This window comes from Vibrio sp. 10N.286.49.E11, from assembly GCF_041469505.1.
GTDB classification, from domain to species: domain Bacteria; phylum Pseudomonadota; class Gammaproteobacteria; order Enterobacterales; family Vibrionaceae; genus Vibrio; species Vibrio crassostreae_C.
Window position 1 is genome coordinate 1 of sequence record NZ_JBFRKQ010000043.1, and the last position, 16,252, is coordinate 16,252.

The following is a 16,252-nucleotide window of genomic DNA, read 5'->3' on the forward strand; positions in this document are numbered from 1 at the left end:
GAAAGCCGCGATGAACCATTAAAAAGCCCAAGGTTATTTGATTACCTTGGGCTTTTATTTAATGGTGATTGTCTAATTTTGGGTTAGAAGACGAAACTCAACATGATGGTATAAAGGACGGCATCTTTGTCATCAAAACCAGTAAGTGCGTTGAAATTCTCAACAAAGGCACCGTTTGCTTTACGAGCCTCAAAATATTGCACTTCGCCATTGATGGAGACGTTAGGTAACACATCGTAATCCACACCAATTAGGTAGCTGTTTCCTGTTAGGTGTTCGTGAGAATCAAACTCTGCTCCGTAAACGACGTATGGAGTGAATAAATCTAGTCTGTAGCCCAAACTAGCGTACATCGAGGACGAGATGTCACTGATCTGTCCTTCACTTGTCAAAACAAATTGACCCAGTTCGTATTCTGCTCCTAATGACCAAAGTTGAATGTGTTGGTTGTCTTGTTTGCTACTGAATGGAGCTGTTATCGAAGTCCCAGGGATTGTAATCGTGCCAGAAACGGTTTGATCAAAATTGGAGTCGAGGAATGACAAGTTCCAACGATAGTTTTCACCGCTCAATTGAAGATTGGCACCGAACATTCGGTTGGTTTCAAATTCCAGTTTTGTAGTCGAGTTGAAATCTACGTCATTTTTATCTTTTATGCCGATAAACGGAGTAAGTAAAAGAGTAGCTTCGTCACTGACATCGTGAGTCCAGCTCACTTTTATGCCATTGAAAGCTGTGATTCCGAGAACGCTGTTATACACCTCTGTAGGTGGCCTCGCGGTCATATAGGCTTGGCCTACATAGTAGTACTCAGAGGCAAGGAATAATGGTAGTCGTAATCGACCAATGCTGACATCAAAGTCATTAAATTCATAACCTAAGTAAGCCCACTCTAGCTGCGGCTCACTCCAATCATATTGGGGTGGCTTGACAACTTGCACGGAAGCTTTGAATGAGTTGTAGAAGTAATCGAGTTGAACACCAAATGTGGTATCACAGTCGTAACAGCTCTCATCAGTAAAACCGCGGTTGATGATTAATGGATTATCGTTATCCGATGTTGCCCAAGACGTTGAGCCAAAGCCACTCAAGGATAAATTATCGGTAAGTTCGATATTCGCAAAAGCCGGAGAGGCCATTGAGGCACATAACACTGACGTAATTATTCTTTTCATATTATTTCTCCGAACTTATAACGTAGAGAACGTTGGCATTTTGAGGAACCGAAGAGAGTGGGGAGTAACCAATACGGTTTGGTTTGTCATCAAGCCAGTCGACTAAGCTGTCGGTTGACGCCGTTTTGATTTCTCTTGGATAACGCGCTTTTCCTGAAAAAGATAAACCAGCCCAGTGTGCATTCATTTGAGCGGCATTTTTTCCAAGCAAAAGCTGATAAAAGTCCTCTCTTTCGGCACTGTTCTCAGGCCAATCAGACAGTTCAACACGTTTGCCATTGAGGTGCTTAGTTTTCCCTCTATAGAGCTTTCGCGCTTTGTTTATTGATATCTCTTCAAATCCGGAGTCTAAAGAAAATATGGCATAATCTTCAGCGGCGTGAGCAGGGCTTAGAAAAAGCAAGCTTCCTAATAGCCCTACCGCGACTGGCAACATGACTCTGCGGGGAAGTGTTTTTATTGTTCTAATCCAATCCATGAGGTATCTCCTAACAAGTCGCACTTTCTATTTGATGGAATAGCTTTTCTTTTCTTACGGGCTTCGCTACGTATCCATCCATTCCGGAATCAAAGCACTTTTGAATATCATCATCGATAACACTGGCGGTTAACGCGATAATAGGAGTTTTGCTTAAGCCTTGGTTTTTCTCGTGTTCTCGAATCTCCTTAGTTGCCGTGAAACCGTCCATAACAGGCATCATGCAATCCATCAAAATAATGTCGAAGCTACTGTCGTTCTGGTACATATCAACGGCAATTTGTCCGTTGTCTGCAATTTCAAAGGCATATCCGGCCTTCTTCAGCATGATAGAAGCTACTTTTTGATTGACGCGGTTGTCTTCGACTAGCAAGATTCTCTCTGATTTGCTCGGAATTGCGTTTTGTTCCGCTTCTTCAGGCAAAGTACGTTTGGTCGCAGCCCCGTTGATAATTGGAGTGACAGTTGCAGGTTGTTTCTTAGGTTGAGCTTTATAGGAAGCTGGTAGTGGCATAGCTTCTACCGCGGTGAGTACTTTCTCTTTAAGCATTTCGAACTTGAATGGTTTTGGTACATAGTCATCCATACCAACGTCGAAACACCTCTGAATATCGTCATCGATGACACTGGCGGTCAATGCAATGATAGGGATGCGTCGCGTCGCTTCTGTTTCTTTTTCAATTCTTCGGATGTTGCTTGTTGCATCAAAGCCATCCATAACCGGCATCATGCAGTCCATGAGTATCGCCGCGTAATGAGGATTAGCGGTGAACATGTCCACAGCTTCTTGACCATTATTAGCGAACTCGAATTCAAAACCACTTTTACCGACATGAAGACCAGCAATTTTTTGGTTGATCTTGTTGTCTTCAACGATGAGGATTTTGTGTTGGATCTCGACTGATGTCTGGCTTGCTTCTGATAGTTCCGCCAAACCTCGTGTATCACAAAGCTCAATAGCTTTAATTAAACGCAAGCCGAGTAGGGGCTGTGCGACTTGTGCAGTAACGCTGTCACCAAGATCCGCTGGCTCACTTAAGAAGGAACGTATCAAACAGATAGTGATGCCGTTTTGGTGCAGCTTTTCTAAGTTATCTGCGTGGGTATTAGCTAGGAATGCGTCATCTTCGGCGAAAACAACAGTAATAGGTTTAGTGTGTTTTTGAGTGGAGAGCTGCTCTGTAATTGCCGTTATATCATTCGTTTTATCGGTAACCTTCAAACCATAAAGGTTAAGGTCGGACTCGATTCGCTCGGAGAGCATGTTTTCGTTACCCAGCACATAAATATCAGCCGTTGCTGTACTTGGTTTTGGCAGTATCAAGTCAACGGGTAATTCTAAGTCGAAGTAGAAACAGCTGCCTTCCCCCTTGACTGAATCGAGCTGAATCTGCCCGCCCATCAGTTCGACCAACTGTGTACTGATGGCGAGGCCAAGACCAGTACCGCCAAATTGACGTGTAGTTGAGTCATCTTCTTGAGCAAAGGGCTCGAATATTTGCTTCTGTTGTTGTTTATCGATACCAATACCTGTGTCGCGAACGGCAAATCGAATGGTGACATTATCATCAGATTGTTCGAGTGTTTTGATCGACAGTGTTACGCCACCTTCAGCCGTAAACTTCACTGCATTCGACATAAAGTTCATTAGGATCTGTCTTAAGCGGTGATCGTCGATCATCACGCGAGCTGGTGTATCTGGGCTGATATCAACGTTAATCGATATTCTTTGTTCTTTCGCTTTTGGTGCCACAATAGAGGCGATGTCGTATATCGACTCTCTAATCGATGCAGAATGCGGGCTGATTAATAGCATGCCAGACTCAATTTTAGAGAAGTCTAAGATATCGTTGATTAAGCTAAGGAGCAGTTGGGATGAAGTTTCGATCGTATCAACATAGTCACGTTGTGTCGGTGTAAGCGGCGTATCTGCGAGGATTTCCGAAATACCAATAACACCATTGAGCGGGGTGCGAATTTCATGAGACATGTTGGCCAAGAAGCTACTTTTTGCTTTGCTGGCTTGTATTGCGTTGTCTTTCGCGTGTTCGGCATCCTCTTTGGCTCTCTCTGCGTCTTCTTTTGCTACCGTCAATCTCTCTTTCGCGAGCTCTCGTTCGATGGTCAATCGTTCAACTTGCTGAGCAAACAGACTGAGTTCATCTTTACCTTGGATTAATTTATCTAAAGAAGGGCGCGTGTCATCATTTTCGCTTTTTAAGAAAGCTAACACCAAATTAAGGTTGTTAGTGACTTGTCTCGCCAAGCTAAGAGTTAAACCCATAACAATCGCTGCCAGCAAAGCGACGATTGAAATAAACAGGGTTCGTTGTATTTGCGCGTCATAGATGGCTTGCTCAACTTCTTGTTGAAACTCTTGCTTGATTACGCCGCCAAGGCTTTGTAATAAGTTGAGCCGTGCGCTCATCGCTTCTAAGCCGACAGACACTTCTTGTGGCGTCAGTTGGCTGATTGTATTTAGGTCGAGTAGCGCGCTTCTTATCTCTTGGCTTTGAGCAAACACATCATTTCGAAACACTTCAACCATCAAAGAAACTTGATGTTTGTTGGCGTTCAATGAAACAAAGCGCTCTAAGAACAATTGCTGTCTTTCACTCAAGGTTTTGATCTGTTCGGCGAGTTCTGGGTCGTACTCTTGGCTGATTTGGAAGATCTCAATCAGTGAACTACCAAGCTTGAACTCTTCGTTCGACCAAAACATCAACCACTCAAGTTGTTGAAGGGCAGTGAGGTGCTGTTGAATTTCACGTTTAGTGTTTTCAAAAGGGACTTTCTCTACTTCAAGTAACAGTTGCTTGTATAAATCGCTCTGCCATTCGAGGGCATCCAATTTATCGTAAGTGTCAGTCACTTGCATCGTCGATAAGGTCGCTTCGCTGAAATCGGCAACAAGTTGATTCATTTCATCAGATGCGTCTAAAAAAATGATGGGAGACAGGTTTTTAAGTTCTGCCTTTACTTGGTTGCTTTGAGTAGCAAACTCTTCAGGGCTAGAGGCTAAGGTACTTCTATACAAAATAGAAATATCTTGAAGATAGACAGATAACTGATTGGTTCGTTCAAAATCGGTTAACTGAGTCGTTAATATATAAGCCTGTCTACCTGCTAGGAAGAGTAATAATGAAATGGGAAGTAGAACTAAGCCAAAGAGTTTATGTTTGACTGAAAGGTTATTCCAAACCGTAATCGCCATATAAGGATCCATCCAACTGTCGTTATATAAAAACAGTAGAATAAAAATGCCGATATGGAAACTTTGAAACGGTAAATTTTACGTAAGTGTGGGAGAGGTATAAGTTCTTGTGATTCCAGAGCTTATTTTGAAATGCGTTCTTTTATTAGTAATTTATAGCGTTTGGCAGTTTGTTTAATTTTATGCTTATTGATGAATCACTTAAAAAGCTTACTAATGAGGACGATTGTTATCGAGGCTTAATTCGAAAAGAAGTTGCTCTAATACGGTTTTTGCAGAGGGTTCTAATGTCCAAATACCGAGCATTCTGTTAAGTGCGGCGCGATACACTCTGTTTTTTAGTAGGAAGGCGAGTGTGCTCGTATCATTGCTGAATACGTGCATTTGTACGATGGTGAGCTCTGCTTTGTTCTCAATGTCTATTTTCTGAAGATTGAAAGCGGGTAGGAAGGCAGACTCATACCAAACCTCAACGATCTCTCGAAGCTCCATCTCTTCTTCAGGTACATCGCACTCCTGAAGTTGGTGGTTTTCAGGAATTGCGGATAAGTAAGCTACATCAAGCTTGTCTGCAACGAATGTGTACATATTCTTCCTTGTTACCTGTGGTATTGGGGCGAATCATCCCTCTCGCTTATGAATTTGTCAATTATATCCATTTCCCTAAATAGTGAATTGTGATTAAGCGTTGAGGTTTTAGCTTAAGCTGTTTAAGTATTTGTCTGTTAAGCCAAAATATTTCAAATTTCCATCCGGCTCTAACACTAAACTCATGTTTGATGTTGCGATCAAACCAGGGTCGTTGGTCGAAAAAATGACTGTTTTATTCAGCAACTTATCGCTGAACAAACGGTTAAAGTACTGCGCATTTTCATTTTCTGCACCATTGAATGGCTCATCAATAATAATCAGAGATTGCTCACAGTTACCTAAGCCGAGTGCCAGACGCAATTTTTGTTGAATTCCATTCGGGAGACTTTTGCATTTATCCACGCTTAACTGAGTAGCTAAGCCTTCCGGAAGCCATTCATCTAACTCGAAGAAGCTCACCATCTCTTGCATCTTGTCTGTTGGAATCAGCCCGTTGTGTAGAATGAAATTGGTCTCGAGTGAGCCTTCAAAAATATGCAAATTAAAAGGGATGTAGTTAATCGAGGTGCGATAACGGTAGCTATTGAACTGTTTAATGTTGTAACCATCGACAGAGACTGCGCCTTGATAGCGGTCTTCTAACCCAGCAATGATTGAAATTAAGGTGGTTTTACCGCAGCCCGTAGGGCCACAAATGACCACTTTGGCACTGGGTGGGATTTTGAACCCCAAGTTAGTTAAACCCGTTGCGGCTCCTGCATATCGGTGACTGACTCCGCTGCCCACAATGCTTCCTTGGAACAGGCGAATAGGTGGGCTTTTTTCTAAGGTCAATTTGTCGTCATTCATCGACATTAAATTGTTGATCTGTGCGGACGAAGCTTTGATCGACTGGAACTTGGAAATTGAGTTATAGATACCCATGATTGGGCCTAACGCTTTCCAAACCAGAATAACGGTCGCGAGCATGGCACCCGCATCAGAAGTACCTTCCATCACGCCAATAACTGCAGTCACGATACTTGCTGTGCCAATCACTTGGATCAAACTACCGCCAGCGGCCTGAATCTTACTGTTCGTTACGGCAACGTTCTCTGCATCGCTGGTGCTTTGCATATGCGATGCGCTGAATCGAGATTGAACGACACGAAGTAAAGGCAGGCCTTGGATAGTCTTGATACCACGAAGAATTTCATTCCATTGATACGAAACCATCGCATTGGCACGCGAACTTTTGGATGTGGCTTGCGAGTAGATATAGCGCGAGTAAATACAGAACACTAACATCAGTATTAAGCCGCCCATCACCACCAATGCCGCTGTACCAGACATCAGAGCAATGGCGATGATAAATACAATCACAAACGGCATATCAAAATAGCTAAGCGTTGATTCTGCGGTCACCAAGCGTCGGAAGGTATCGATATCTTTCAAACGCGCTAACTGAGAAGAGACCCCAGCTGTAGATGTCATCGCATAAGGTAGCCACAGCAGCTTAGATATAACGGCTTGCGAGATGTGCACGGCGAGATCTTTACCGGACGTGGCAATGATATTTACCCGCATCTTTTTAAAGAAATACTCCGAGAAGCCAACAATAATGGCGAATAAGGTTAACCAATAGAGTGTGGCTTCGGAGCTCGAAGTCAGTGCGAAGTTATATACACTCATAATAAAGAATGGCTGCAATGCACCGAGAATACTGATGACGAAGCTCAGAATGATCAGGCTTTTAAGTTCATTGTTATAACGATAGAAAGCGTATTTAATCCAATTACTTCTGTCTTGCGATTCCGGAGGTGGTTCGCGGAACAGACGAGAATATTCGCTAATCGCAATCAGCAAACAGGGCTTTTTGCACATTGGGTATTCAATGGTGTTGTTGTTCGTGTAATCAAACAGCAGCAACTTTCCATCTTTGGTGCCTAAGAAAATCGCACTTAGATTCTCTATTTCAATAAAGCATGGGTGTGGGTGCTTATCGATATTCTCGAGTGTCTTTAGTTTAGTAACATCACAGCGATATCCAAGGCGCTCTATGGTTGCTGTAAAGCTGTCGCCATCTTTGGGTTTTGGAATAAAAGCATCGCTGAGTATTGCGGGTGTGCCTTCCCATTCGAGTGCTATCAGGGTGTAGGCCAAACCACGAATAAGTGGCGATTGACTGTAACGTTCGTCGTATCCACTAGATTCAAAATCCAAGACACGTTGCGGCACATTATTGAAGTCAACTAGGATACTCATTGGTCACCTCCGGTAAGTTTTACGCGTTTGAGGCGGTGATTAAGTTTGTCCATTTTATTGCTGGCGATGATCAATATTTTGTCATTGGCGCGATAAGCCGTACTGGTGAGAACGACTCTCGCAAATTCCTCATCAAAGACACAATCGATGTCATCGAATATCAATACACGCTTACTGGCGAGCAGGGCACGAACTAATAATAAGGCGTAGCCAACTTGGCGAGAGAATGGGTTACGCATATGGCCTTTGAGTTCTGTATAAAACCCGGCAGGAAGCCCATCAATTTGCGCTTTGATGTTCATGGTTTCACACAGTGCAAACGCCGTGTTATTCAAGCTTGGGCGGAAACAGGTCAGGTTATCGATAATCGTCCCTTCTACGAACGAACTGGTCTTATCAACCATCAGAACACTGTTACGCCAAACGTTGTAATTGACGTCATCCAAAGGCGTGTCGTTAATCATGATATCGAGTTTGCTATCACTGTTCTGACGCGTAATACAGTTAGCGAGGTGGGTCTTACCTGAACCACTTTTCCCTGTCAGCAAATAGGCTTGTCCGAGTTCGAACTCGATACGCTGCTTTTCAGAATACTTAACCGAAATACGTTCAACTTCTGTTGTTTCATGTTGGTGTTCAACAGAGGCGGCCAATTCAAGGAGGTCAGCGATACGTTGGATATGGAGTTTGTTTAACTCCCAGCGGCTCGCGGTTCTCATTACCTGTTGATATGGCGCAAAGTAACGGTTGGTTAGCATGATGATCGCGGCCATGATGCCTTGACTCGATTCCATATTGATTACGGCAGTCGCCAAGACCACAACAACGCAAGCAATGGATAGCTGTTGGATGAGCGCCAAAATCAAGCCAAAGTTCGACTCGATTTGCTCATATTTGATGTTCTCCACTTCACGCTCTTCGACCATTTGTGTCATCAGGCTTTCAACGCGGTACTCCATGTTTCGCGCTTTAATATCAAGCGGGCTAGAGATGATCTCAATGATTTTGGAGGTAGTTAACCCTTCGATGTCTGACTTATTCTGCAAGCTACCAATTTTCTGTTTGGAAAGGCTCCAAGCGAAAATCGCTAAGACGGCCGAGGCAATTAGAAGGGTAATACCAGCCCATATGTTGATGAGACCGATGATAAGTATAGTAATCACGCTAACAGCAAGGTTGATAAGCGCTCGAACCGATTCTCCACCAAAGAAGGTCTTAAGTTCAGGAATCGTTGAGATTCGTTCTAGGTATTCGCCTGGCTCCAAACGACGGAATTTAGAGATTTCTGCCAAACAGATGGATTGGAATACCTTGTTGGTTAGGTTGGTTTCAAACTGCCTCATGATGACGGAAGATATCTTCTCTTCCTGACTTTTTAAGTGGTAGTCGAGGAAGATGGAAATCAAAATAATCGCGAACAATAAGAACAGCGTATCTTGTGCTTGGTTGGGTAACACTCGGTCAAAAATGATCAGAATAGAGAAGGGCAGTACCAAACCAAACAGGGTCGATATTATCGTTGAGAAAGTCAGATAACACTTATCTGCCATGTTGATCTTTTGCGAAAATTGCTCAGTTTGCATTACGGCCTCCTTTCCTCAATGAATCCGTTGAGATAAGATGTTTCGGCACCAAATCTTGATTGTCGCGACCTTCAATATCGCTCATTAATTGCATCACGTTTTCGATAGATTGAATCGAGAGTATGCCTTTAATTTGCTCAAGCTTGATGGTCTCGATGATGTAGTCGTATCGTGCGCTTTCGTAGTCTCTTAACGCGCTGAACAGTTTACTTTCCGCCGCCAGCAAGTCGGTGATGGTACGCGTGCCTAATTGGTAGGCCCTTTGGATCCCTTTATAAGACGCGTAGTTGGCGCGAATGATGTTTTCGTAACTGCTTATAGATTGCGAGAAATCGTTAATGTTGAGCACGGAGGTATTCACGCTGTTACGTGTGGTGTAAAGCGCATCTTGGTAAAGCAGTTCAGTACGCTCGATAGCCGTTGATGATTTCTGATAACCATAGTAATCAGAACCACCGGACAAGATAGGCACGGCGAGGTTTAAGCCAACACTGGTTGAGTTACTTTCGCCTGTCGCTGTAATGTCGGTTTTGTCGAAGTTATTGGCGTCATCGTGTCGATAGCTGGCTGAAAGCGATACTGTCGGTAAGAAGTTCGAACCGCTCTCTTTTAAGCTTCTGCGGCTTCTCTCGACGTTTTTCTTAGCCACTAACAAGTCGTTGTTGAGCTTTAACGCTTGATCCATGATTGATCGTTGTTCGGTTTCGTTTATCTCTTTTAAAGGCACACTTTCGTAGATATCTTGAGACGGAGTGATAGGGTATTGAATCTGAATCGATAGCCCGTTGAGAATGACGCGACGGTCTTTCTGCAAGGTTCTCAATCGATTCGACACACCTTCTTTCTGAGCAATCACTTCGTAAAGCTCACTGGCGGCTGTATTGCCGAGTTCCACATTGCGTCGCATTTGATGTTCACGCGTCTCAGACGACTTAAGCTCTACCTTGGTCGCTTTAATTTGTGCGTTGTTTTTCAAATACTCAAAGTATTGAGAGCCGATTTCTGAAATAGTGCTTTGGATTTTGTTCTCGTGTTTAATCTCTTCAATGTTGAAGTCGAGCTTTGCCGTCCCATATTTGAAAATATCGCCCAGATTGAAGATCGATTGAGAAAGGGAAAGGCTGTAGCTGTTCGAGTTATAGCTTGAAGTTTCATCAGGCACACTTGATAGCAAGGTTTCATTTTCATTCCATGTGGTATCGGCAGCACCATTGAGGGAAGGAAGAAATTTTGAGCGGCTGATACCAATGTTGTACTCGTTTTCTTCCACGCCCTTATCACTAGCGCGAAGAGACAGGCTGTTTTGCAGGCCGAGCTCTACCGCTTCAAGCAGGGTAGTCGCCGATGCTGAAGGTGTCGTGCTTAATGTAAGCGCAGCTATGATGCTGCTAGTTAAGTTTTTGTACCGCCACATACTTGTTGATCACCTTGATGATTTGGTCGCTTTTATAAGGTTTGCTGATTACGTAATCCATTCCGGCCTCAATACAAGCCTGGTGTTCGTTACTGCTGGTCAATGCGGTTGCACCTATGATGGTACAAGGGTTTTTCTCGTTTTCTTGTTCGAATTGGCGAATGCGTTTTGTGGCTTCGATGCCACCCATACCCGGCATGATGCAATCCATGAAGATGATGTCAGAACGCTTGTTCATAAAGTGCTTCACGGCATCGGCGCCATCGCCAACCATGTCTGGTTCATATTCTTGTTTGGTCAAGATTCGTTTCAGTAAAATTTGTTGAACTCGGTCATCCTCTACGATAAGGAATGAGCTGTTTTCCATCTGTTCTTCCGATGCTTCCGCTTCCATAATGGTGAGTAGGTTTGGAATGAACTCGTAAGGGATAGCAGGAGCGTTGATGATTTTGTCGACGAAGCTATGACACTCTTGTGCTTGCTGAGTGTTGGTCACTGACAACAGTAACTTGGTATTTGGGTGGTTCTTAAGCTGAGATTTCACCGTCTTGCTCAACGACGGCAGCTTGTTGGGTTCAAAGGTATCGGTCAACATTATCGCATCGTAATCACCGAACGTTTTCGCCGCTGAGAAAAGCTCATTTGCAGTGCGAATCTCGGTGATATCAAGCCCCAAGTTACTGAGCATTTTCTTCATCACATCGATGCGAACTTGAGTATTAGCACACAAGAGTAAACGCTTGCCATCAAAGCGAGTTTTCTCTGTGTGGAAGTTCTTAGCCTTAAGATCAAGCTCGATCTGAAAACGTTCCTGAGCCCCTGACTGGAACCAGTGGCTCTCGTAATATCCGTAATCCTTCAGAACGCTTTTCGCTAAGTCATCTGTGCTGGCTGTATGGTCTTTGTGTGCGCTCCAATGGAGTTTGTTGAGCTTGGCAACAGAAACATCCAGTGTTGATAAGAAGTTGAGGTTGATGGTGACACGGGTATTTTCCATGTCTGAAGCCGCACCCGATTCAATCGTTACAAACAGTTTCTTATTTGATTTGAGTTGAATAGCGTTAGAAAGTTGAAGGAACAGTATCCAGAATAAGCTGGTGGATTGGCCTGCAACACGATTCGGTAAGTTGTCAGAGATAAAACAGTCAAGTTGGCTTTCATTACGTTGTACTTTGGCACTGATATGAATCATTAATTCAGATAACACGCTCAGTAAAGAGAACTCTTTCGACTTGCTTTCCGTACCCTGTGATATCAAGCGATTATAGTTTTCTGCTAACTCAGATAGTGTGCTACACGCAGAGGTAATATCGTTCGCCATCAACACGCCGTTTTCATCGGTTTCTTGAACCAGATATTGGACACCACCGTTGATGGTGTTTGTAATTCCGCGAATCTCATAACCGATCAGCGCATACAACTGTTTGTAGAGATCGTTATTGCGCTTTTGGTCTTCTAATTTACTGAAAATAAGTTTGAGATGAGAGTAAATCTGACGCTGCTTGGGGTTGATGCTAACTTCATTAAGAAGCTCTTCAAGACGTTGTAAATCTAGCTGCTTCAGCTCTTGATACAGGGCATCGAATTCATAGTCGATTTCGCGTTCGTTAGAACTGGATTTCTTTAGCTTCAACATAGCAACTGAGTTGGATAGAATCGTAATCACAGCCAATATCACGACCACCATAAACAACCAGATAAAGAACTCGTTTTTTTCTGACATTAAGTCATTTGCATGGTTGTTAAACATGGTGCGATAGTTGTCGTCCATCTGCAGATAGTTATTGGTCAATGAAAGGTACAAGCCTAATACGTCGTTACGTGTTTTTGCGCTATCGGAGAAACGATTAATCGCCAATTCCAGTTGTGTGTATTCAGTTGCCCCAACCAAGCTGAACTCGGTTTTGTTCAACGAGGCTAAAGAGCGAAATTCATCAATTTCAAGCTTCAAGTTAACCAGGTTGAATTCGTTAGTGCCGCAAGTGTTGGTACTTAAACATTGTTGCAGAGTTTGAATATCTTGTTCTATGGTCTGATTAAGCTTCTGGGCTTGTATGAGCAGTGGGGCGCTTTGCACTTGTGCGACTGAATCTATTTTTGACCAAGAAAAGTATAAATAGAAAGCGAGCGCAGCCAATACCACGCTAAATAGTATGCTTAGACGTAGGGCGGGTATGGAAATATTGTACGAAGGTTTACCGCTCATTGATTATCTCTCATCGAAAGCATCCTCGATGGCTGACATCACCGGTTTCGCAGCGTATTCGATCACGCGACGCGAGCCTGTTTTCACATCAGCGGTAAACTCCATGTAAGGTGATAACTTGTATTGAGTGCCTCCTCGTTCAAGAAAGTTTCGGTCAATTTCAATCTCAGCTAAATAGAATTCAGCGTCTTCTTCTTCGTATGATGAACGGCTGATTGAGGCGATGGTTCCCTCAACAAACCCGTATTTTGCAAAGTTATAGGTATCCATTTTTACTTTCACTGCCTGACCAATTTCGACAAATCCCATGTCTTTACGTGGGATCTTCGCTTCACCGTGTAACGAATTATTTATTGGGGCAATATCGGCGATACTTTCTCCTGGCGGAATCACAGCAGAACGGAAATTGAAGTGAAGTTTATCGACCACACCATCGACTGGCGAGTAGACGACTAGGCGATCAACCTTGTCGGAATGCTGCGGTTGTAAGATTCGCTTTAGCTTGAGGTCTTTGTTCGCTTGAATGATTTGTGCTTGGTACTCAGAGTTTCGATTCTCAACCAAGTCACGGTGTTGCTTTTCCAGTTTGTCGAGTTGGAAACGCTCATTCATCACAGATTCGTCAAGGTTCTCAATCTCACGCACCATATTCGACTCTTGTACTTTCATGTTAAGAACGTCGACATAAGACGCCATCTCTTCTTTATAGAGGGTGTTTTTGATGTTGAGCTGCTTACGTATCAGAGAGAGTTGATTCTCTGAACTTTTGCGACGCTTTAACATTGAACTGATCAACGAGTTCTTGTGCTTAATATCGTGTGTAATGAGTTCTTCATTTGAACGGTTTTTAGAGAATTCTTGTCTCCAGGTATTCATGTTGACCTGAACTTGCTCAGGGTATTTCTCAATGAAAGCGTCGAAGTTAGGCTCTATCATGTCGCGTAAGCTTTCATAACGAATCTTATCGAGCTCTATCTGAATAATTTCAGTATTGACGGTATCAAGTTGAGTGTTACGGTCAAGTGAGCGTATTCGAGCGATAGGTTGGCCCTCATAAACGACTTCCCCTTTTCTGACTAACAATTCTTCTAATATCCCGCCTTCTAAATGCTGAACTTTCTCAACATCCGATTCCAATAGCAGTTCGCCACGTACAGAAACAACAATATCGATACGTGCTTGTGACGCCACCGCAATAGCGACCAAAGCGAGCAAGAATATAATGAGCAACGTTTTGTGAACACTGGTCATGGCACTTGCAAGCACAATGGTGTCATCAGCTGTGACCTTAGAAGACTCATTATTAGAAACGAGCGCTTTTCTTAAGTGATGTTCTATTTGGTTATTGCTCATGACTACCTCGATGACTTGTCATCTATTACTTCCTTAATGTCCAACAAGTGATTGATTTGTCGATTGACGTTGTGCAATTCAGTTTTTACATCCTCTAAAAGCTCTTCAGGTGCAGGGAATTCGTGCTTACTCAAATGTTCCAATTTGGCCATTTTTGGCGGAAGGTCTTGGTCGCAAAGCAACGTTAAGATGGTCTTCAATCGTTTTGAGTAACTATTGAGTTCATCAAAATGATTACCGTTATGAAGCGCTTCTATATTTAGGGCTGCGTCAGAAAAGTCATTGTAAAAGTCGCCTAATAGCAATTGCAGCCCTTTGTGGTTGTTGTCGACCGAGCGCAACAAATTCGTCATGTCTATCATCGCTCCACTGCCTTAATTGCTTTAATCACAATAACTAAGGATCTTTAAAGGCAGTTTTCAAATTTTTTTTGATTCTTTCTCTTTAAAAAGAAATTATGAAAAATGTTGTATAAAAAATTGGTTTTTCAAAATGATGTCCTTTAATGCCTCTATAAATACGATCAGTTAGCTAGTAGCAACGGAGGCTGTAATGGCAGGCGAAAATAACCAAAATAACCAAAACAACCAAAATGAAGATCTAAATGACGCGGTAGAACAAACGGACACGAACGACGCGGGTACGCCCTCCCAACAGCAGAATCAACAAAATCAACAAAACACGATTGCGTCGACAATAGCGACGGGTGCTGAAAATGCGGATGCGGCAGACGAAGTTAACCAGGCTTTAGACGAAAATCCGAGTGGTGCAGGTAATGCTGAAGATGCCTCTGCTTCTGGTGCGGCTGTGCAAGAAGAGACGCCAGAAAGTGATGGAGATTCAGACGCTGCACAATCCAATGTAGTTGGTGGAGCCGCTTCTGACGCTGGTTCGGATAACGCTGCTGGCAGTGGTGGCGGAGCTGGAGCGGGCGCACAAGCTGTAGGTGGTGATAACGCAGAGGCTGCGACAGGTGGCGCAGACGCGGAAGGTAATGAAGAACAAGGTCAAGCTGCGCGTACATCAGCAGCGCCGAGTGCGACATCTTCAGAGTCGGATGACCAACAAGTTGGTGATGAGCTAGATTCACAAACAGTAGAAGAGACATTTGCAGTTGATGTTCAAGCTTCTGACGAAGAGACCATCAGCGAAGTAGAAGATGACTTTGATTCTGAAACGGTAAGCGAAACGTTTAAAATCAAAGTCGAAAGTGAAAATGATGCACCAGAAGCTGAACAAGATCTGGCTTACATCATGGATGAAGATGGCTCCATAACATTCACTCAAGAACAATTACTCGAATACGCAAGTGATGTAGATGGGGACGAGCTTGTTGCTTCCAACGTTCAAGTTGGTGCTGATGCAACAGTTCAAGACAATGGTGATGGTACTTTCACCGTTGTTCCTTCAGCTGACTTTAATGGTGAACTTGACCTTACTTTCGATATCAGTGACGGCCAAGAAACGATTAGTAGCGCAATTGATTTAACGGTACGTCCGATTAATGACGCGCCTGTTCCTGAAGATAAAACGTTTGAAATCGAGGAAGATGGAACTCTTGTCTTCACCGACGCTGACCTCCTTTCTGGTGCGACAGACATTGAAGGTGACAACCTAACGGTTGAAGGTGTGACCTACGATGGTGGCGACGGTATCCTGACCGACAACGGCAACGGGACTTACACCTTTGCGCCAAATGAAAACTTCAATGGCGACGTAAACTTCGGCTTCGATGTATCAGACGGCACCGATACGGTCTCTGCCAACATCGATGTAAGTGTAACTGCCGTTGATGATGCACCTGTGTCAGGCGATTTAGCGTACTCAATCGACGAAGATGGTTCTATCCGTCTAAGCCAAGAGCAACTGTTATCACAAGCATCTGATGTTGAAGGCGATGACCTTACTGCTAGCGGCCTAACGGTTGACGGTGATGCAACGGTTGTAGCTAATGATGACGGCAGCTTCACCATCACGCCAGATGAGAACTTCAA

The 16,252-nt window shown here is 43.6% G+C and carries 11 protein-coding genes; 1 reads left to right on the forward strand and 10 read right to left on the reverse strand.

Annotated features, from left to right (window positions below):
- Positions 1-83: 83 nt before the first annotated feature.
- From AB4167_RS10110 to AB4167_RS10155, 10 genes are all read right to left on the reverse strand, one after another.
- Positions 84-1,175: a porin gene (locus tag AB4167_RS10110; protein WP_102321120.1), complete on the reverse strand. Its 1,092-nt coding sequence runs from the start codon at positions 1,173-1,175 to the stop codon at positions 84-86.
- 1 nt (position 1,176) lies between these two features.
- Positions 1,177-1,653: a hypothetical protein gene (locus AB4167_RS10115; RefSeq protein WP_017060466.1), complete on the reverse strand. Its 477-nt coding sequence runs from the start codon at positions 1,651-1,653 to the stop codon at positions 1,177-1,179.
- 10 nt (positions 1,654-1,663) lie between these two features.
- Entirely contained in the window at positions 1,664-4,867 is a 3,204-nt protein-coding gene (locus tag AB4167_RS10120; protein WP_372136486.1) for a response regulator, read from the reverse strand.
- A gap of 213 nt (positions 4,868-5,080) precedes the next feature.
- Entirely contained in the window at positions 5,081-5,455 is a 375-nt protein-coding gene (locus AB4167_RS10125) for a hypothetical protein (RefSeq protein ID WP_017060464.1), read from the reverse strand.
- Positions 5,456-5,563: 108 nt separating this feature from the next.
- Positions 5,564-7,702, reverse strand: coding sequence for an ATP-binding cassette domain-containing protein (locus AB4167_RS10130; protein WP_136979487.1), 2,139 nt, complete (start codon positions 7,700-7,702; stop codon positions 5,564-5,566).
- Positions 7,699-9,285 (reverse strand): ABC transporter transmembrane domain-containing protein, encoded by a 1,587-nt coding sequence (locus AB4167_RS10135; protein WP_052879653.1) that lies wholly within the window; start codon positions 9,283-9,285, stop codon positions 7,699-7,701. Before AB4167_RS10135 ends, AB4167_RS10130 begins: the two co-directional genes overlap by 4 nt.
- Positions 9,275-10,699: a TolC family protein gene (locus tag AB4167_RS10140; RefSeq protein WP_372136481.1), complete on the reverse strand. Its 1,425-nt coding sequence runs from the start codon at positions 10,697-10,699 to the stop codon at positions 9,275-9,277. The genes AB4167_RS10135 and AB4167_RS10140 overlap by 11 nt, the downstream gene beginning before the upstream one ends.
- Entirely contained in the window at positions 10,674-12,905 is a 2,232-nt protein-coding gene (locus tag AB4167_RS10145) for a response regulator (RefSeq protein ID WP_029235405.1), read from the reverse strand. The genes AB4167_RS10140 and AB4167_RS10145 overlap by 26 nt, the downstream gene beginning before the upstream one ends.
- 3 nt (positions 12,906-12,908) lie before the next feature.
- Positions 12,909-14,258, reverse strand: coding sequence for an HlyD family type I secretion periplasmic adaptor subunit (locus AB4167_RS10150; protein WP_136982770.1), 1,350 nt, complete (start codon positions 14,256-14,258; stop codon positions 12,909-12,911).
- 2 nt (positions 14,259-14,260) lie between these two features.
- A complete protein-coding gene (locus AB4167_RS10155) occupies positions 14,261-14,620 on the reverse strand; it encodes a hypothetical protein (protein ID WP_372136482.1) in 360 nt (119 codons plus the stop codon).
- Positions 14,621-14,810: 190 nt separating this feature from the next.
- On the opposite strand from AB4167_RS10155, the gene AB4167_RS10160 reads away from it, so the two are divergent.
- Positions 14,811-16,252, forward strand: a 1,442-nt coding sequence (locus AB4167_RS10160; protein ID WP_372136483.1) for a tandem-95 repeat protein, incomplete at its 3' end; no start/stop codon positions are given.

Coding starts and splice junctions, on each gene's coding strand:
- AB4167_RS10110 (WP_102321120.1), bottom strand. CDS start 1,175: ATGAAAAGAATAATTACGTCAGTGTTATGTGCCTCAATGGCCTCTCCG.
- AB4167_RS10115 (WP_017060466.1), bottom strand. CDS start 1,653: ATGGATTGGATTAGAACAATAAAAACACTTCCCCGCAGAGTCATGTTG.
- AB4167_RS10120 (WP_372136486.1), bottom strand. CDS start 4,867: ATGGCGATTACGGTTTGGAATAACCTTTCAGTCAAACATAAACTCTTT.
- AB4167_RS10125 (WP_017060464.1), bottom strand. CDS start 5,455: ATGTACACATTCGTTGCAGACAAGCTTGATGTAGCTTACTTATCCGCA.
- AB4167_RS10130 (WP_136979487.1), bottom strand. CDS start 7,702: ATGAGTATCCTAGTTGACTTCAATAATGTGCCGCAACGTGTCTTGGAT.
- AB4167_RS10135 (WP_052879653.1), bottom strand. CDS start 9,285: ATGCAAACTGAGCAATTTTCGCAAAAGATCAACATGGCAGATAAGTGT.
- AB4167_RS10140 (WP_372136481.1), bottom strand. CDS start 10,699: ATGTGGCGGTACAAAAACTTAACTAGCAGCATCATAGCTGCGCTTACA.
- AB4167_RS10145 (WP_029235405.1), bottom strand. CDS start 12,905: ATGAGCGGTAAACCTTCGTACAATATTTCCATACCCGCCCTACGTCTA.
- AB4167_RS10150 (WP_136982770.1), bottom strand. CDS start 14,258: ATGAGCAATAACCAAATAGAACATCACTTAAGAAAAGCGCTCGTTTCT.
- AB4167_RS10155 (WP_372136482.1), bottom strand. CDS start 14,620: ATGATAGACATGACGAATTTGTTGCGCTCGGTCGACAACAACCACAAA.